This is a genomic window from Pseudoalteromonas sp. OOF1S-7 (assembly GCF_022347765.1).
Lineage (GTDB): Bacteria > Pseudomonadota > Gammaproteobacteria > Enterobacterales > Alteromonadaceae > Pseudoalteromonas.
Window position 1 is genome coordinate 664,029 of record NZ_JAKRFZ010000001.1, and the last position, 18,154, is coordinate 682,182.

An 18,154-nucleotide genomic window follows, 5' to 3' on the forward strand; every position below is an offset into this window, starting at 1 on the left:
CTCACATTGCTCAGCAAGCGCATGTCAATGCCAAAGGTCGGGAGAGCAACGATTTAACCGTGGCACAACAATGTAAAAAAGTCATCAATTATCCTTTGAATAATTTGGAAAAGCACTTTTTTCAATCACTTAAGGAGCTTTTCTTTGCGGAAAAATGAGACAATATGTGGCCGTATAACTGCGGTCGCTCGGTCGTCACGCCCTGCCCTCCACTATCAGCAATGACTTGTAACAGTGCCTGGTTATCAATCAAAGTGTAAAAGTAATAAGGGGTTTGATTGCCCTGAGCCCTCAGTTGTTGCAATAGCTTCAATCCCGCCAGCGGTTCCTGTGCCCGCCCCATATCCGAAATAATCAGATTGTATTCATACATTTGCAGTAGTAATAACGCTTCTTCGCTGGTTTTGACGGTATACACTCCAATACGATGCCGTTCAAAGTAACGTTTTTCCTGTAAATTATTCGCGGGGTTATCATCGACCCAGAGTATTCGCCCGATAGCATCAGACGGTTCACCATGTCGCAACTCCCAGGCCGGCTCAGTACTGTGCGTCATTAATCCGATAAAGCACATCAACGCAATTACCAGCACTGGCAACCAGTAGCGGACAGACAAAATACTGGTATTTCGTGGTGCGATCACTTGCACTGGCTGTGCGATAACAGATGACGTCGTTGCACCATGGGCTGACCCCATTAAAGTACCCGTAAACGCGTGCTCACTGACTGCGATGGCGGGGGCAAAGCGATAGCCCTGACCGCGCACAGTTACAATGCAGTTTTGCATAAGCCCCGCGCGATTGAGTTGACTGCGCAGAGCGGAGACCAGTTTTGGCAATGACCAATCTGATACGACGGTATTCGGCCACAGCACTTTGACTAGCTCCGCGTGTGAACAGACCTGAGAGCGGCGCTGCAAAAGATAATGAAGAAGCATAAAGGCACGGTCGTCCAGCTGAGTCGACCGCTCATTGATGATGACGCACTGCGTCGCAATATTCAAACGCGCATTGGCGAATTGAAATTCCATAACCCTGACAATATTCTTATTATTATCGCACCAGCGTAGCGGATTTTTTATTCACATGCCAGTTACAAGCACTTGAATAGTTATCAACTTTGGTCTTACTGGCCCCTATTTTCATTTTGAAAACTTCAATTTATAAGCTTTAGAATCAATCAATTAATATTACTTTTCAAGCCATTCAAAGGCATGATGTAAAAACGCGACGGCGTTTTCTTCGATGATCAAACCAAGGGACATCACCAGATGCTTGGGTGCCCGGTCCAGCATAACTGCCAGGTGTGCTCGTGCGGTGTCATGATGAAAGATAAAACTCAGCCGCCAGTCCAGCGGAGTCTGGCCTTCTGGTGCCACTACGCCTTCGCCTTTAGCGAAAAAGCGTCGGAAGGTATTCAGGCTGTCTGGGTCAAAGTTATCTATCAGGTCCGTCACCAGTATAGTGCGGCTTTGCGGGTGGTAAAACACCGCTTCTTCCATAGCTGGCGAACCCGTAAAGAGAATTTTTTTCAGTGTGTTACCCCAAGGGTAGTGATGCTCACTATCCAGGATCCCACCAAAACGGAGGAGCTCGCACTTATCTTTGACCTCCTGCGTGCCAAATGTGCGTGCTTCCGGGTAGGCATCCTGCCAGGGGCCATAAACAGGTGATGGAGGTGGTTAGGGGCCACCAGGTAGGTTACGGGCCCAAGCGCATCGACCTGCTCACGTAGCCCAGGGGTAAGACAAATGGGACTGTGTACCCATAAACCGCCACAAGGCAAGCGTACAATCGTCATTCGCGTAGTGAAAGGCATAGTGAAAAAAGACACGGCTTCACCATCGAAAATCCATATATTATCGTCCAGCTGCCTCATGACACTCTCCCTGGTGACCTAATTTCCTCTTAGCAACCCTATCGATAGTAAGAAAAAATAGTGAGATTAAAGATTAACACACTTGGTGATAATTTATCCAATCCCTGAATGAGGCAAAATGGCACGCACATTTAACTTTACTGACACACGTCTTTGAGTATTTGTGCACCCAGTTCCCGCATTATCTGTGGCTCCGGGTGCGTATGGGCAAAGGTACGTAGTCCATAGATACTGACAATGAGGCTGCGGGCCCTGTCCAGTGGGCTGCGTGTACCGGTCAATTCCTCCTGCTCGGCAATGCGTTCAAATACTGTGCAAAGAGCATTTCGCCACATGGCACACTGCTCACTGAGGATAGCCTGTGCTTCCTCATCCTGTTCTGCCAGCTCATTCAATGCTTTTTGTGTCAGGCAGAGTTTTTGCGGATCACAGCTCACACATTCATCTATCACATGGGTCAGATAGGCAGCCAGTCCGGCGCTGGCGGACGGATGCTGTGAGAACAACCTCTGTAATTCATCGCCACGATCCCGATTATACTGCTCCAGGGCTGCCAGTAGTAAGCCGCGTTTGTTCTGAAACGCGCAGTAAATCGACCCTGGGTGTAAACCGGTTGCGGCTTTCAGGTCCTGCATACTGGTTTTTGCGTAGCCTTTTTCCATAAATGCCGTCATTGCGGCTCTGAGCACCTGCTCTTTGTCAAATTCTGCACTGCGCATCTCATAACTCTCCTCATTTCACATGGCACATTTTACTCATTTTTGAACAAATGTTCAAAATATACTTGAACGCTCGTTCAAATGATCATATCTTGAATAAACATTCAAAAACTAACCGGATCCTATTATGACAAGCAAACTGTTTGAAACTTATGCCTTAAGTGATCAAATATTACTAAAAAACCGCATTCTAATGGCGCCGCTCACTCGCTGCATGGCGGATGACCAGCTGGTACCAACCGATGCGATGGCCGAATATTATGCACGTCGTGCTGATGCAGGGCTAATTATTTCTGAAGCAACCCTCATTCGCCCTGACGGACAGGGCTATCCAAATACCCCGGGGCTGTTTAACCCAGCGCAGATCGCTGGGTGGCGCAAAGTCACTGATGCAGTCCACGCCAAAGGCGGTAAGATCTTTGCTCAGCTTTGGCACACGGGCCGGGTTGCACACCCGTATTTTTTCGAGGGCGACAAAGTGCTGGCACCCAGTGCCGAAAGAGTGGATGGCACAGTTCCGCGGATGCGGGATCTGAGCTACATCACACCCACACCTGCCAGTGTTGAAGAAATCACTCAATTGGTTGCCGACTATGCTCAGGCGGCCAGTAATGCCATTGATGCGGGCTTTGATGGCATTGAGATCCATGCTGCAAACGGGTATCTGGTTGACCAGTTTTTACATTACGACAGTAACAGGCGTACCGATGAGTACGGCGCAACCGCAAAAAATATGAGCCGTTTTGCGCTACAAATCATCGACGCCATTAGCGAACGCATTGGTGCCGAGCGCACAGCTGTGCGACTGTCACCTGGCGCCTACTTTAATATACAAGCCGATCAACGCGACAGAGCCGTGTTTGATTATTTGCTGGCACAACTGGAGCAACGCACACTGGCTTTTGTACATATTGGTATTCTTGACGACGCCATGGAATTCGATTTCCTGGGTGGCCGTGTCTCTGACTATGTCAGAGCAAATTACAGCAAAACCCTTGTCGGCGTAGGCGGTTTTACTGCGCAAACAGGCGAGCAAGCAATATGCGACAATCGCTTCGATCTGTTAGCAATTGGCCGTCCTTTCATTGCCAACCCGGACTATGTGAAAAAAGTCAGACAAGGCGAAACACTCACTCCTTACTCCGAAGACATGCTAGCAAGCCTGGTATAATACCTGTTTCTCTTAATACCAGTTCAATTTGACGGAGCAAATTAATTTACGTCATTCTGAAGCGGATCAAACACGTGCGGGCGAGTGCCTCCCGCACTGTTGCACCCTGAATGGCTACTATTGCGACATTGTAGGCGTGATCAAAGGCAACTCTGCTGCCTGCCAGCTAAGATAATCACCGCTAAGGTGTAGCAGGCTAAATCCCTGCTGTGCCAGCGCTTGCTCAAATATCGCGGCCCGACGCCCCGAGCGGCAATAAACCACCAACGTCTGAAGTTTCAGCGTGTCCAGTAAAGACTGGTACTTAGTTATGTGATCATAAGGAATGTTAATAGCACCTTTAAGGTGGCCAGCCAGAAACTCTTTTTCACTTCTAACATCCACAATCACATGGGGCTGAGCCGACATTTGATTGCGCAGTAACGCTTGTTGGCTTATCACTTCGGTTGCAGCCTGAGCCAATAAGCTTAGCAACCCAAACAGCAAAAGCATACTTTGCTTAATCATAAAACCCCTTCTGTCTCATAGACTTTCTGATACCACAAGCATAGCAAATATGCCATTTTTCACCCCGGAATATTTTATCTTGAAAAGCATCAAAATAGGAATAACACTAACCCATACGTTGAATTAGACCCAGGGTGGGTACATAGTGCAACTTGGCAATTTTTCACTTTAAAAATCTACCATTTATTTTACAATTACTTACTTATTTGATCTGGCTCATTGGTCAGACAACTGCGGCTATAGTCTAATATTCAGGCCTTGAATTTACCACTATTACTAGTGACTGGTGCAAGTGATCACTCCGCCCTCTAGTAAAAAGGGAACATCATTTTAAAACTTGAGTTTTTACTCTATTTTGCTATATTTTTTATCAAGCTTTGCATTAACGGACTTTGCACCCCGAGAAGGAACAAACTAAAAATGACGAATAAACAGGTGCAAATTTGTCTTGGGAATTAAATATATCGGTTATGAATTCGTCACAATGACGAATGACAATAACGCCAGTTCGTAAACCTTTCGGTTAGTGTAAAAACAACCGGAAACGTGGCTTAGAAGTGCGATAGTTGAGCCGCCTTAAGTTCGGAAGAGCAATATGGAAAGCAAAAAAATCGCAGTCGTCACTGGTGCACTGGGTGGCATCGGTTCAGCTATCGTCAAAGAGCTGGTAAATGCAAACTGTTTCGTAGTGGCTGTAGCCAGTCATCGTCGTACCTCGGCGGATATTGATACCTGGCTCAATGAGCAGTCAATCAACCCGGCAGCCGTGCACGGCATCTTCTTAGATGTCACAGATCATCAGGCCTGTCAGCAACAGCTCACCAATATCATCGACCAGTTTGGTCGCATTGATATTCTGGTTAATAATGCAGGCATCACACGGGATACCTCATTTAAAAAGATGACCCTGACGCAATGGCAGGAAGTTATCGACACGAACTTTAACTCCATGTTCAACATGACCCACCCGGTTTTTGCACACATGTGCGCCAACAAATACGGCCGTATCATTAATATTTCCAGTGTAAACGGCCAGAAGGGTCAGTTCGGTCAGGCCAATTATTCGGCAGCTAAAGCCGGTATGATCGGCTTCAGCAAAGCGCTGGCATACGAAGGCGCCCGCGCAGGCGTGACCGTAAACGTGGTTGCCCCAGGCTATACGGCAACCCCAATGGTCGAAAAAATGCGTGATGATGTGCTTGAAAGCATCAAGGCACAAGTGCCGATGCAGCGCTTAGCCACGCCACTTGAAGTGGCTCAGTCGGTCGCTTATCTGGCGTCTGATCAGGCAGGCTATATCACAGGTGAAACGCTGGCGATTAACGGCGGACTTTATATGAACTAAGCGGCGTATATCAGGAATGAGCACGCGCTCTGAAGTACCTGGCAGTAACGCTACCTATACGGACTTTTTTGATAAACAGGAAGCACACCATGTACAACGATCTAATGAAAACTTTTACTGAGCAAAGCGAGCAGTTTTTCTCTCCGGCAATCAAGTTCAATCAACTGGTTGCTAAAAACATTGAGCAATTGGCACAGATCCAGCTCGATGCAACTGAAAACTTCACTAAAACGTCTGTTGAGCAATTAAAAACCGCATCAGAAGTAAAAGACGTTAAGTCTTTCATCGACTTCAATGCCAGTCAGCTCACTGCGATGAACAAGCTAAGCCAGCAAATGATCGACGATGGTCAAAAGCTGACTCAGCTTGGTAACGAGTTCAAAGAGCACCTTGAAGCTATCTCAAAAGATAGTGTGAAGGCCACTGCCAAAGCTTAATCGCTGTCGTCTGCCCCTGCCCTGTGCAGGGGCATTTTTTTAGCCTGTTTTTTGTAGTGGCTGATCCGCTATACCAAACACGACACAAGACACGTGCAATCAATTTGCCTATTAGGACACGAGTAATGGATACCGATAACACAGATCTTAATAAAACACTGACAGCCTGGTGGCAGTACAATCAAGATCTCTACACTATATTCAGTAATAACCTGCTCAAAGAAAACCCCGTTCAACAAGCCCTGAACGAGCAAAGTGCCCGGGATTTTGGTGTCTGGTTGAACGAAATAGCGAAGCAGCCAGAAACCTTTGTTCAGCATCAGTTTGACTGGTGGCAGGAACAAATCAAAATTATGCAACAAACCTGGGGCCAGGGATTCGACACCGAACAACCTGATATCATTGAAACGGAGCGCGGAGACCGTCGTTTTAAAGCCGACGAATGGCATGATAACCCCTGGTTTAATTACATCAAACAAAGCTACCTGCTGTTTGGCCAGTCTTTGCTTTCTTCTATCCGTGAAACACCCGGATTGGATGACAAACTAAAAGAGCGCCTGGAGTTTTTTGCCCGCCAGGTAGTGAACTCAATTTCGCCCAGTAACTTTATTTCCACTAACCCTGAGCTCCTTAAACTGACGTTGGATTCCAAAGGTGAAAACCTGCTCAAAGGCCTGGAGATGTTTAAGAAGGACCTGGCCAAAAGTGGAGACATGCTGCGCATAAGCATGACTGACGAGCACGCTTTTGAATTGGGTAAAGACATTGCCACCACACCAGGGCGAGTAGTATTCCAGAACCACCTATTCGAATTGATCCAGTACGAGGCAACCACTAAAGATGTCTATAAAACGCCGCTGTTGATAGTGCCGCCATATGTCAACAAGTACTATATTCTGGATCTGAAACAGCAAAACTCACTGGTTAAATGGTCCGTGGATCAGGGCCACACGGTGTTTATGATTTCGTGGAAAAACCCCGATGCCAGTATGGCCGATATTGGTTTTGAAGATTACATCGTTGATGGCGTGATTGCCGCGCTGGATGCCATTGAAAAGCAAACCGGTGAAGCCTATGTGAATGCGGTGGGCTACTGTATTGCGGGTACTTTGGTTACGACGGCCATGGCCTACTTTGTCTCAAAGCGCATGAAGCACCGCATTAAAAGTGCCACCTTGCTGACCACTCTGCTGGATTTCTCGCAGCCAGGTGAAATTGGCGTGTTTGTTAATGAGCCCACCATTTCTGCGCTGGAGAAATACAACCTGCAAAACGGCATCATGCATGGTCACCTGCTGGGTGTGTCTTTCAGCATGTTGCGTGAAAACAGCCTGTACTGGAATTACTACGTTAATAATTACCTCAAAGGTGAGGCGCCCATGGATCTGGATCTGCTGTACTGGAACGGCGACAGCACCAACCTCACCGCGAAATGTCATAACTTTATGCTGCGTGACCTGTATCTGGAAAATCGTCTGATACAACCGCGTGAGATTGAAATCCGAGGCACCAAGATTGATCTCAGTAAGGTGAAACAACCCGTGTATATGTTATCGACACGGGACGATCACATTGCTCTGTGGCAGGCGACTTTTCAGGGTATTCAGCATACCAGCGCGAAAACCACTTTTGTACTGGGCGAGTCTGGCCACATTGCTGGCGTGATCAATCCACCAGCGGCAGAGAAATATGGTTTTTGGTATGGCCCGGACGCAGCCGGCGACGCCAATGCCTGGCTTGACCAAGCCAAGCATCAGAGTGGTTCGTGGTGGCCACACTGGGGCAAATGGCTAAGTCAGTATGTAGACGAGAAAATCCCTAAGCGTGCAACCAGCAGTAAAACCAATCCGGGGATTTATGCCGCCCCGGGTGAGTACGTAAAAGTTAAAATCTAACCGACACCAGGGCTGCCAAACGGCAGCCTTTATTTTTGCCTGAGTAATTCACTGTGCCTGACTGACATCATGTGCAATCCACTCAAGCGCACCGCCTGCTTGCTTAAGCGCGGAAAGTCCTGCCGCAATTTATAGCTGTGATAAAGATTGCTAAAAATACTGCTCCGAGACAGTTTGTCGAGCTGACTGAGAAACACCTTAGCACTGTGTGCTTGCCCTTCAGGTGCCTGCGCTCTGCAACATGCCTGATAGCGCTTTAGCAAACTGGTAAGCGTCAGCGCCGGGTCTTTTTGCCGTAGCGCCAGCTCCGCTTCAATGAAAAACGCCGCACCACTCCAGTAAACGCGTGCATGAGCGCGCAGTCGCCACATGTCTTCACTCACCCGGGCCAGCGGACCTGGAGTCTCCCAGGTGCCCAGCCGGCCTCGCTCCAGACCAGCCATGATCCTCTGGACATATTCGTCGGCATTAATCACCCCGCCATGCAACATAATGACATTTTGCAAATAGGTGGCCAGCCCTTCTGCAAGCCAGAAATCCGGGTAGTCAAGCAGAGGGTGGTATAAATGGGCCAGTTCATGATACAGAGTCCAGTCGCTGATCAGTTGCTGCTGTGTCGCAAACTGGCTAATGTGTAGTTCAATGCCATCCACCTCTGCACGGTTAACTGCGCCCCAGGGCACGGGCTCACTGCTCAAATAAACGCGCTGTAGCTTCACTGGCAGGTGAGATTGTGCCAAGGGCCCCAGGATTTGCTCTGTCGCTTTGAGTCCCTGGCTCAGCCAATGTTTTACAATGGCTTGTTGTTTGGTATCCAGCGCTTGCATATCCTGATAAACCAACTCAGTGGCAAAGGCATGTGAACACAGCAATAAAGCACCTATCAATCCCCGCATGATGTCTCCCGTTGGCCTCTTTCTCTCACCATATCACACACAACGTGTTTGTCGTGGGCTGAGCCGGGGTATTTTTCCTGCCGTTTGATAACCCACTTTCTTCAGTGAAAAGCTCACTCGTTAAGAGCAAAATTTCTTGTTAGACACAGCTGTCGATTGCTCGTTTAATGCGCCCCATAACCTATACTCATTTAAATTAATTTTTTACTCGTTAAGGAACGTTAATGACAGATTTGATCTCTTCTGAGCAGGCACGTGAATGCTACAACGTGCGCCACTGGAGCCAGGGCTTCTTTGGTATCAATGATCAGGGAGAGGTAACCGCCATGCCGACAGTAGATAACCCGGGGCACGCCGTTACTTTGACACACATTGCCGCGCAAATTAAAGCGCAGGGCTATGGCTTACCAGCATTGGTGAGGTTCCCACAGATCCTTGAGCAACGCGTCAATGACATCTGTCAGGCGTTTAACACGGCAATTGCCGACTATCAGTATCCCAAAGACTACCTGTTGGTTTACCCCATCAAAGTGAACCAGCAAAGAGAAGTGGTTGAAGGGCTGATAGCCAGCCAGGATGGCAAAGAGAAAAAACAACTGGGCCTTGAAGCAGGCAGCAAAGCCGAGCTATTGACGGTACTGGCGTTGAGTGAAAAAACCAGTGCGGTGATCGTCTGTAACGGCTACAAAGACCGTGAATACATTCGCCTGGCGCTGATCGGCGAAAAGCTCGGCCACCGGGTGTATATCGTGCTGGAAAAACGCTCCGAGCTGGATCTGGTACTGGCCGAGGCCAAGGCACTGAATGTGACACCAAGACTGGGCCTGCGCGTTCGCCTGGCTTCGCAGGGCAAAGGTAAGTGGCAGGCAAGCGGCGGTGAAAAGTCTAAGTTTGGCTTGTCCGCTTCTCAGGTGTTAACGGTGGTTGAGCAGCTAAAACAAGCAGACATGCTGAGCGCATTGCAACTGGTGCATTTTCACCTGGGGTCGCAAATGGCCAACATCCGGGATGTACGTTTGGGCGTAAGCGAAGCGGCACGCTTTTACTGCGAGCTGCGCAGACTGGGCGCTAACCTGATCAACCTCGACGTGGGCGGTGGCCTGGCGGTGGATTATGACGGTACACGCAGCCAGTCGCATAACTCGATGAATTATAGTCTGGCTGAGTATGCCAACAATGTGGTGTACACCATTGGTGATACCTGTCAGCAGTATAATCAGCCGATGCCGACCATTATTTCGGAATCGGGCCGGGCGCTGACGGCACATCATGCGGTGTTGATCACTGATGTAGTAGGCACTGAAAGCTACCAGCCGGAGCAGCTGAGCGCGGTTGCCAGCGATGCCCCGCAGCTGCTGCGTAACATGTGGCGTTCGTGGCAGGCACTGAGCGAGCAAAGCGACGACAGAGCCCTGATTGAGCTCTATCACGATACACAGGGCGACCTGGCGGAAGTACACGGACAGTTTGCCATGGGCTTGCTGTCGCTGGAACAACGCGCCTGGGCTGAGCAGGTGAATTTACGTATTTGCTATGAATTGCAGCAAAGAATGGACAATAAAAACCGCTTTCATCGTCCGATCATCGATGAGCTGGGTACCAAACTGGCCGACAAGTTCTTTGTGAACTTCTCGTTATTCCAGTCGCTGCCTGATGCCTGGGGCATAGATCAGGTGTTTCCAGTGCTGCCGCTGAGCGGCCTGACACAGGCGCCGAAAAAGCGCGCGGTGCTGCTCGACATCACCTGCGACTCTGATGGCGCGGTGGATCATTATGTCGATGGTCAGGGCATTGAAAGTACCCTGCCTGTGCCTGAATACACGGCGGATGCCCCCTACTTGCTGGGCTTCTTCCTGGTCGGTGCATATCAGGAGATCCTGGGCGACATGCACAACCTGTTTGGCGACACCCACAGTGTGGTGGCCCGGGTGGATGCGCAGGGTCAGCTGCAAATGGACGACGTCGACGCAGGCGACAGCGTGGCAGATATGATGCGTTACGTACATCTGGACGTAGCGGCATTTAAAGAGAACTTTATTGTTCAGGTTAATACCCGACTGGAAGAGGCCGACCGGGCCATGTGCCTGAGTGAACTGGCGTCGGGCCTGGAAGGCTACACCTATCTGGAGGAGTGCTAAGTGAAGCAGTTGTTCGACCATTGCGACCACTCGTTATACTCAAACGGCATGACGTTTTTGCGTCAGCCCATGGTGCGCGACATCGCCCATATTGAGTCCGACGTGGTGGTACTGGGGTTGCCATTTGATTTGGCCACCTCAGGACGTCCCGGTGCCCGCCTGGGCCCGGATGCGATCCGTCGCGCCTCGGTCCACTTAGCCTGGGAAGGTAAACGTTACCCTTGGCAATTTGCTCTATGGGACAAAATTAGCCTGCACGATGCCGGCGACTTTACTTATCCGGTGGGAGATCCGGAATACTTTACCGCGCAGCTGGAATTGGCGGCAGAGCAGATCCTCCATCAGGGTAAAGCCTTACTTGGGCTGGGCGGCGACCACTTCGTCACCCTGCCCTTGTTACGGGCGCATCAGAAGATACATGGCAAAATGGCTTTAGTGCATTTTGATGCCCATACCGATACCTATAGTCAGGGCTCACGTTACGACCATGGCACTATGTTTTTTCATGCCCCCAGAGAAGGGCTGATCTGTCCGGATCACTCCATCCAGCTGGGGATCCGTACTGAGTTCGAGCAAAGTAATCATGGCTTTGCCGTGGTTGATGCGATGCAGGCCAATGATATGGATGCCCCGACCATTGCCGAGCAGATCAAGGCCAGAGTCGGCGACTTGCCGGTCTATCTGACCTTTGATATCGACTGTCTGGACCCGGCCTTTGCGCCCGGCACAGGCACCCCGGTCTGTGGTGGCCTGAGCAGCGACAAAGTACTCAAGATACTGCGCGCACTGCAAGGGATTAATATCGTTGGTATGGACGTGGTGGAAGTCTCGCCCTCATACGATCAGAGCGAGCTGACGTCCATTGCCGCAGCCACCATCGCCTACGAACTGCTCCATTTATGGGCCATTCGCCACAAATGATTTAAAGCGCCTGCGGGCGCTTTTTATTTCACCATCATCTACTGTTGTTTATGTACACATGCAGGTCACGATACATGTTATCGAGAAAACAATTAAAAAATAGCCGGCACACTACCCTACCAAAACACCCAATGATAAGTTACAGTCATATCCGTAGTTAAAATAGATACAAATAGTGACGTTTGATTGGAGCGCTCTTCAAAGACAAACATATGTTCATTTTTATGAGGCTGACGGAGTAATCATTGACTAAAAATCGCCCCCTTGTCATTGCTGGTTGTTTGAGTTTTCTGGCATCACTGCTGCACGTGTTGTGTATCTGGGGAGGCCCGGATTGGTATCTCTTGTTAGGTGCGGGACAAGAGATGGCAGACATGGCCGCAGCTGGCGATCTTTACCCTACGCTGGTCACTGCATTTATCGCTGTCGTGCTTGCGCTTTGGGGAGTATTTGCTTTCTCTGGTGCCGGTATCATCATTCAACTCCCGTTTTTGAAAACCGCCCTGATACTCATCACCAGTATTTATCTGCTGCGTGGAGTCGCAGGATTATTGGCTCCCTTTGTGACTACATCTGCAGCGATCCAGCAAAACTCCATCACCTTCTGGCTGGTCAGTTCTCTGATATGTTGTGTTTATGGGACCTGCTACTTATTGGGCACAATCAGGCTTTGGGGTGAAGAAAATAATCCCTGAAACGCTGTGCTTTGTTGCTATCAGCGCAAAAAAACAGCTGAACCATGCCTTTTTCGTATCCTCTTTTTTTCCTATCACTGCTAACTTATTGCAGTGCTTTTGGCGAGTTCTTTCAGGGAACAGCCCTTAGCAAGGAAGCAGAATGATGTGTGTTGTGCTGTTCTGAACAGCATAAAAGATGCATAGTCATATACATATCACTGCGAAAAAATGGATGAAGTCTCTTTGGTCAATTGGAATGGTCAAGCTTATGAAAACACCTATTTATGCAACCCTCACTGCCGGTACAATGGCGCTCAGTTTATCACTCCCCCTGCTGGCAGCAAGCAGCGATAACGCTAACTCAGGCGTGGGGATTAACCTCACCGGCATTAATTACTGGTCAAGTCAGTGGACCACGCTGGATGTGATGAAGCATGCCTCTAACGGCAGTGGCCAGCTGTGGGCCACCAGCAATGCCCATACCTGGGAATTTAACACCGGCGATCAGGCACTACTGGATTTGGACGAGCAAGGCTGGCCCCGCACTTTACCTGCGGATTCACCCGACTCGCCTTTTCACTATGTCACCACCATTATTTATCACGATAACCCGCACCATCCGGTCGGCGAGTTTGTGATCTTGTACGAGGGTGAAGGTGAGCTCTATTACTCGGGCCCGGACCTTATCAGCTCAGCACCCGGACGCGACGTGGTACGCATGACTGCGAACAGTTTCTTCCATTTGCAGATCCATGCCACCGACCCAAACAATACCGGCAACCATATTCGCAACATTCGCATTATTGCCCCAGGCGGCAGTTGCAGTGACGCCGCTACGGATTATGCTGCCAGCGCGGCGGACTGTGCCAGCCCTGAGCAGTTTGTGTCGTTCGAGCACAGCTATCAGGCACGGATATTCCATCCACTCTTTTTGGATGATGTGCGCCAGTTCCGTACTTTGCGTTTTATGCAGCTGCTGAGCACCATAGACAACCCGGTTCAGCACTGGACGCAGAGAAACCAGTACGATTACGCCAGCTGGGCCCTCAATGGTGGCAGCCCCTATGAAGTGGCCATTGCCATGAGTAACAAGCTGGGGGCCGAGCCCTGGTACACGCTCCCGGTTCGGGTAGATGATGACTATATCCGCCAGTTTGCCCGGTTGCTGAAAACGCAAAGCGAAGGGAATTCTGCGATATATGTGGAGTTTGGTAACGAGCTGTGGAATAACGCCTGGCCGTATATTTTCGATGGCCTGTATCTCGAAGAGCAAGGTAAAGCCCTGTGGCCCAACACCAGTTACCACGATATTGAATATCGCATGAACTACTACGGGCTGCGCAGCTCGCAGATGTGCGACATCATCAAAACAGAGTTTGCCGAGGAAGCAGAGCGCATACAATGCGTAATGGGCGGCCAGACCGGGGTGCCCTGGATCAGCGAGCAGGCACTCAACTGCCCTATTCACGCAGCGGGCGTGGGCCAGCGCTGTGCCGACAACATGGATGTACTGGCGGTGGGCAGCTACTTTGCCGGTTATTTTGCCGACCAAAAATATCTGCCCATTTTACAGGGCTGGGCCAGTGAAGGGGCTGAAGGTCTCAACAAGCTGTTTGAGGAAATGGATTCGGGCGTACTGTATGGCCTGACCTATAACCCCGATGAGCCCCCCTGGTGGCAGGCACCTGAGCATGGCGCACTGGCACAGGCCAGAGACAATATTCAGGGCAACCTGGCACTGGCCCAGCAAGACGGCCTGATGCTGGCAGCCTATGAGGGCGGCCAGCACCTCACCTATGCCGGAGATATTCGCGATGGCCGAGATACCATCAGCGAGGCATTATTCCTGACTGCCAATCGCGATCCGCGCATGGCGTCAGCGTTTACCAATCACCTCAATGACTGGCAGGCGTCTGGCGCAGGACTATACGTAGTGTTTGAAAGCATCGGCCGGTGGGACAGCTGGGGTGCATTTCCGCTTAAGGAATATCAGACCCAGACCCGTGCGCAGGCACATAAATACGATGCCGTGCTGAGCTTTATTGAGCAGACGCCCTGCTGGTGGACTGGGTGCGAGCAAAGCGTACAAAGTGGTGATAACACAGACAGCTTGCCAGCAGGTGAGGACTCACCTCAGGCCGCGCTGTTGAACCTGAGCTCGTCAGCCCTGTTTGACAGCAATGGCGTTGGCCTGAGCTGGGAGTTCAATCATGTTGCCGCGATACCGGTGAAGTTTCAGGTTTATCGCGATGCGCAACTGATCTGGCATACCACCGCCAACAACTACGAAGATCACTGGCTCCCGCTTAATCAGGACTACCAGTACCAGGTTCGTGCTGTACACCGCGAAACGGGCACAGTGATAGCTGAGGCAAGCCTGAATACCAAAGCCGGTGACAGCGAACCACCCACTGCCCCCGCTCAGTTCAGTGTGCAGTCGGATGGCGCTTATGGCGCAACATTGCAATGGCAACCCAGCGCAGATAATCAGGGCATTCGCTTTTACAAGATTATCCGCAACGGCCAGCCCTATACCCTGAGTGATACAGCCCACTTTGACGACCCTTGGCCACCCAAAGGGGAAGTCAGCTATCAGGTTATTGCTGTCGACCTGGCAGGCAATCAGTCAGATGCTTCGCCTGTCGGCACCCTGATTATTCAGTAATATACGCAGGCTGCCAGTATCAACTGGCAGCCTTCCAAACCAGCAAAGCCTCGTTTTTAGCGCTTTAACTACCTAATACAGCCACACAAACCAAAACAAACCACCCAAAACAACACCTTATTGATTGGTTTGTCATCAGTCTGACATTTTTTCAAATTTTTTACTAAAGAAGTCGCACAACCGGACGATACACTAATCATGGCAGGCAGCGACTATCTCTTCCATCGCCATGACTTTAAAAGCTTTATCAACTTATACCCCAAGATAGTGCTAATCGATACGGCTCGTTCCTGGTTTTTTGGCTTTGAACGAGCAATCCCTTTTTTCATACCAAAACAGCCACAAAAGTACTGTCTCGTCAGACGTTAACTTATGGTTTTAGGTAAATCTCATGCTTTGTCGCATAAATGGGAATCTTCCAGCAGCTGTGCCAGCAGGTTATTAATAAACTGATTATCAAGCCTTTGCTCATAAGCAATATATTTAGGTGGTACAGCCTCTTAAAGGCTCCGCACTGTGTAGGACATTAAGCCCTGAATATCATGGGCATCGGTACTAAGTGTTGAAGTGGAGGCCTGATTAACAGCAGCTCCTGAAGGTCAGGGTGAGAGCATACTTCATTAACGACCATTAACGACCATTAACGAAGTATGCTCTCACCCACCCTGGGTAGAACGCCGCTTGAAACATTATTAGATGGGAAATCGATCTAGGTTGAAAAGAATATAGCCCAAATCCAGGCTGACAGTCACCGGTTGAAAAACGGGTAACTGTCAGGTCAAGTCTGAGCTAGTACAATTCAAACAATTTCTAGTCGGTTCTAAATAGCTCTTGATGTACAGTGTTCTATCAACACCTCAGGTTTATACTCATCAATACTAAAAGGTGCCATTACTGATACGGCACCGGGTGATGGAGCAGTAGAAATAATAATCTCTTCTCCTTCAGAAGACCGAATTACAATGCCGCATTCTGCTTCAATATCTTCCTCTGCATTGATTAATAAAGAGATACTTTCAATAGCTATATTCTCAATCAAAACTTTTTTGAATATATCTTCAGAATCATTTCTTTCCGTCTCGGGTATTAATTCACATTTCAAATATCCAAACTCTTCCCACCCTCCAGCACTTTCTACGTCAGAGCTAAATACCAAAAAGGAAGTTTTACCTTCGAAGTAAAAACGTAATTCCCAAGTACAACCAAGATTTTGTTTATTTGGAATCTCATAGCCACAAAGAATTGAGCCAACTAGAAACTCTTTGAGCTTCGCAATTGAACCGTTCGCAACTTGAATTTGTATATTAGTCAACTTCATTCCCTCTTGCGTCAATTTTTTTCTTTTTCATAGTGTAAGGTTTCATGTGGTTTATCGCCATTTGCTGGAATATCGATACTAGCTCCACCACTACTATTTTCAGGCCTACCAAAAACCCCATTCTCTCCAATCAAGCTACCCGGTGGAGCACTATCTCCGGGGCCAGCAGGTCTAGTCTCACCAGCTAGGGTTTCTACGCAAGAGTGAAAAGACACCCAACCTAAATTGGCATTTGGATGATAGGGCTGCTTTAACTTGGAAACGTAAGACTATTGAATATCGAGCTTTTTATGAGCTCTGCGTAGTGAAATTCGTAAGTCTAAGCTCGGAGTCTTGGAAAGAATCGGTGTCAGACAATATGAAAACGCCCTAGTCTAAGTTGGGATAAATTTAAATGATACTGAAAAAGGTTAGGTGTTAGCCCAGTAGGCGCTCGCACTGCATCAGATTGGCGCGTCGCTTTTTCTCCAGATGCTCACAATAATCTGTCATTGCCTGTTTTCGCCCTACTGCACCATGAAACACCTTGGTAAATCGAGTGGTAAGTTTAAGCCAGTTGTCTGGCTCTATTTGCAATCTGGTCAGCAGTGGTTGGCTTTCGCTGATGTAACCCCGTTTATCTGCCCGCATACACCGGCCTGTTAATTCAACCAGCTGAATGTAGTAGGTCAGTTCAAACGGGAGACCACTTGGCATGTTTGCTCTGGAGTTCCCTGCAAAGCGTCGTAAGTGCTTGGGTTGTTTGCCCTTCCGTGCGCACTCAATACGCTTTTTGATACTGGTATAGTCCGAAGTTTCCGGAGTCTCAGCCACTTTGGCTCTGACAGGGTTCAGGTCAACATATGCCATGCAGGCTGCCAGTGCCGCTGTATCCAGTAAAGCCTGTGACTTGAACCTTCCTTCCCAAAAGCGACCTGTGCAACCATCTTCTTTATTGGCTCTGCGGGCTATGTCTTCATTCAATACCCGCATAAACCAGCTGATACTCGCGAGGCGTATTTTGAATTCAGCAATATCAGCCGCCAGCATACTGTACTCTGACTCGCTCAGCTCATCACCGTTAACGAACTTATGCGTCAGCCAGTTGCCTTTGAACAACTTATGCCAGCGAATGACTATCGCTTTATCTGACAACCTTTCTGCTTTCTTATCATCCACATACAACACTAGGTGCGTGTGATTGCTCATCACCGCATAGCCACACACCTCAATGCAAAACACCTTGACCAGCGCCAGCAGTTTTTCCTCGACCCAATCTCGCCGGTGCTCATATGACTTACCCGTTAAGCGGTCTTCACCGCACAAAAATGCCCGACGAACACACAGGGAAATACAGTGATAATATTTGGTATCGGTTAAGCTGACCTGCTTCTTCCTTGCCGTTGGCATAGTCCATTGTCCTCAATCCTTTGAGTGTGTTCTAAGCGTAGACGTCACATCAAAAGTGCGCCATTTTTAGGTGGGTGATTGAGATGGACGCTCCTAAATCGGCGTCAATGCGCCAAACTGAGAGTGATATTTACAGTTAACAGGAGCATCCATCATGAATCAAGTTAGCACATTATCCATCGACTTGGCTAAAAACGT

Annotated in this window: 16 protein-coding genes; 8 read left to right on the top strand and 8 right to left on the bottom strand. The window is 49.1% G+C overall.

Annotation, left to right across the window (positions count from 1 at the left end; genetic code table 11):
- Positions 1-121: 121 nt before the first annotated feature.
- The 4 genes from MHN33_RS02940 to MHN33_RS02955 all read right to left on the bottom strand — a co-directional run bounded on the left by MHN33_RS02940 (position 122) and on the right by MHN33_RS02955 (position 2,597).
- Positions 122-1,030 carry a winged helix-turn-helix domain-containing protein gene (locus MHN33_RS02940; RefSeq protein ID WP_239394920.1) on the bottom strand — a complete coding sequence of 303 codons (909 nt, stop codon included), beginning with the start codon at positions 1,028-1,030 and terminating at the stop codon, positions 122-124.
- Positions 1,031-1,189: 159 nt separating this feature from the next.
- Entirely contained in the window at positions 1,190-1,501 is a 312-nt protein-coding gene (locus tag MHN33_RS02945) for a DUF4336 domain-containing protein (RefSeq protein WP_239394922.1), read from the bottom strand.
- A 29-nt stretch (positions 1,502-1,530) separates the two neighbouring features.
- Positions 1,531-1,878, bottom strand: coding sequence for a DUF4336 domain-containing protein (locus tag MHN33_RS02950; protein WP_343224790.1), 348 nt, complete (start codon positions 1,876-1,878; stop codon positions 1,531-1,533).
- A 137-nt stretch (positions 1,879-2,015) separates the two neighbouring features.
- Positions 2,016-2,597 (bottom strand): TetR/AcrR family transcriptional regulator, encoded by a 582-nt coding sequence (locus MHN33_RS02955; RefSeq protein ID WP_239394924.1) that lies wholly within the window; start codon positions 2,595-2,597, stop codon positions 2,016-2,018.
- 127 nt (positions 2,598-2,724) lie between these two features.
- Here MHN33_RS02955 and MHN33_RS02960 point away from each other — a divergent pair, with 127 nt between their 5' ends.
- Positions 2,725-3,768 (top strand): alkene reductase, encoded by a 1,044-nt coding sequence (locus MHN33_RS02960; RefSeq protein ID WP_239394926.1) that lies wholly within the window; start codon positions 2,725-2,727, stop codon positions 3,766-3,768.
- 117 nt (positions 3,769-3,885) lie between these two features.
- On the opposite strand, the gene MHN33_RS02965 is transcribed toward MHN33_RS02960, so the two are convergent.
- Positions 3,886-4,275 (bottom strand): rhodanese-like domain-containing protein, encoded by a 390-nt coding sequence (locus MHN33_RS02965; protein ID WP_239394928.1) that lies wholly within the window; start codon positions 4,273-4,275, stop codon positions 3,886-3,888.
- Between the two features lie 595 nt (positions 4,276-4,870).
- Between MHN33_RS02965 and MHN33_RS02970 the strand changes: the two genes are divergently transcribed.
- The 3 genes from MHN33_RS02970 (at position 4,871) to phaC (ending at position 7,952) form a co-directional block, all read left to right on the top strand.
- Positions 4,871-5,620: an SDR family oxidoreductase gene (locus MHN33_RS02970; protein ID WP_239394930.1), complete on the top strand. Its 750-nt coding sequence runs from the start codon at positions 4,871-4,873 to the stop codon at positions 5,618-5,620.
- Between the two features lie 89 nt (positions 5,621-5,709).
- Complete coding sequence (locus MHN33_RS02975; protein WP_239394932.1) at positions 5,710-6,057, top strand: phasin family protein; 348 nt, start codon at positions 5,710-5,712, stop codon at positions 6,055-6,057.
- 125 nt (positions 6,058-6,182) lie between these two features.
- Positions 6,183-7,952, top strand: coding sequence for a class I poly(R)-hydroxyalkanoic acid synthase (phaC, locus tag MHN33_RS02980; RefSeq protein ID WP_239394934.1), 1,770 nt, complete (start codon positions 6,183-6,185; stop codon positions 7,950-7,952).
- A gap of 29 nt (positions 7,953-7,981) precedes the next feature.
- Here the strand turns inward: phaC and MHN33_RS02985 are convergent, their stop codons facing one another.
- Entirely contained in the window at positions 7,982-8,848 is an 867-nt protein-coding gene (locus MHN33_RS02985; RefSeq protein WP_239394936.1) for a hypothetical protein, read from the bottom strand.
- Between the two features lie 224 nt (positions 8,849-9,072).
- Between MHN33_RS02985 and speA the strand changes: the two genes are divergently transcribed.
- The 4 genes from speA to MHN33_RS03005 all read left to right on the top strand — a co-directional run bounded on the left by speA (position 9,073) and on the right by MHN33_RS03005 (position 15,249).
- Complete coding sequence (gene speA, locus MHN33_RS02990; protein ID WP_239394946.1) at positions 9,073-10,986, top strand: biosynthetic arginine decarboxylase; 1,914 nt, start codon at positions 9,073-9,075, stop codon at positions 10,984-10,986.
- Positions 10,987-11,907 carry an agmatinase gene (speB, locus tag MHN33_RS02995; protein ID WP_239394948.1) on the top strand — a complete coding sequence of 307 codons (921 nt, stop codon included), beginning with the start codon at positions 10,987-10,989 and terminating at the stop codon, positions 11,905-11,907.
- 245 nt (positions 11,908-12,152) lie between these two features.
- Positions 12,153-12,602 (top strand): hypothetical protein, encoded by a 450-nt coding sequence (locus MHN33_RS03000; protein WP_239394950.1) that lies wholly within the window; start codon positions 12,153-12,155, stop codon positions 12,600-12,602.
- A 250-nt stretch (positions 12,603-12,852) separates the two neighbouring features.
- Complete coding sequence (locus MHN33_RS03005; protein WP_239394952.1) at positions 12,853-15,249, top strand: hypothetical protein; 2,397 nt, start codon at positions 12,853-12,855, stop codon at positions 15,247-15,249.
- 820 nt (positions 15,250-16,069) lie between these two features.
- Here MHN33_RS03005 and MHN33_RS03010 read toward each other — a convergent pair.
- Both MHN33_RS03010 and MHN33_RS03015 read right to left on the bottom strand, forming a co-directional pair.
- The gene (locus MHN33_RS03010; RefSeq protein WP_239394954.1) at positions 16,070-16,561 is read right to left on the bottom strand and encodes a hypothetical protein; all 492 of its coding nucleotides are present in this window, start codon (positions 16,559-16,561) and stop codon (positions 16,070-16,072) included.
- 423 nt (positions 16,562-16,984) lie between these two features.
- Positions 16,985-17,956 (bottom strand): transposase, encoded by a 972-nt coding sequence (locus MHN33_RS03015; protein WP_239394956.1) that lies wholly within the window; start codon positions 17,954-17,956, stop codon positions 16,985-16,987.
- Positions 17,957-18,154 lie beyond the last annotated feature (198 nt).

Coding starts and splice junctions, on each gene's coding strand:
- MHN33_RS02940 (WP_239394920.1), bottom strand. CDS start 1,030: ATGGAATTTCAATTCGCCAATGCGCGTTTGAATATTGCGACGCAGTGC.
- MHN33_RS02945 (WP_239394922.1), bottom strand. CDS start 1,501: ATGGAAGAAGCGGTGTTTTACCACCCGCAAAGCCGCACTATACTGGTG.
- MHN33_RS02950 (WP_343224790.1), bottom strand. CDS start 1,878: ATGAGGCAGCTGGACGATAATATATGGATTTTCGATGGTGAAGCCGTG.
- MHN33_RS02955 (WP_239394924.1), bottom strand. CDS start 2,597: ATGCGCAGTGCAGAATTTGACAAAGAGCAGGTGCTCAGAGCCGCAATG.
- MHN33_RS02960 (WP_239394926.1), top strand. CDS start 2,725: ATGACAAGCAAACTGTTTGAAACTTATGCCTTAAGTGATCAAATATTA.
- MHN33_RS02965 (WP_239394928.1), bottom strand. CDS start 4,275: ATGATTAAGCAAAGTATGCTTTTGCTGTTTGGGTTGCTAAGCTTATTG.
- MHN33_RS02970 (WP_239394930.1), top strand. CDS start 4,871: ATGGAAAGCAAAAAAATCGCAGTCGTCACTGGTGCACTGGGTGGCATC.
- MHN33_RS02975 (WP_239394932.1), top strand. CDS start 5,710: ATGTACAACGATCTAATGAAAACTTTTACTGAGCAAAGCGAGCAGTTT.
- phaC (WP_239394934.1), top strand. CDS start 6,183: ATGGATACCGATAACACAGATCTTAATAAAACACTGACAGCCTGGTGG.
- MHN33_RS02985 (WP_239394936.1), bottom strand. CDS start 8,848: ATGCGGGGATTGATAGGTGCTTTATTGCTGTGTTCACATGCCTTTGCC.
- speA (WP_239394946.1), top strand. CDS start 9,073: ATGACAGATTTGATCTCTTCTGAGCAGGCACGTGAATGCTACAACGTG.
- MHN33_RS03005 (WP_239394952.1), top strand. CDS start 12,853: ATGAAAACACCTATTTATGCAACCCTCACTGCCGGTACAATGGCGCTC.
- MHN33_RS03015 (WP_239394956.1), bottom strand. CDS start 17,956: ATGCCAACGGCAAGGAAGAAGCAGGTCAGCTTAACCGATACCAAATAT.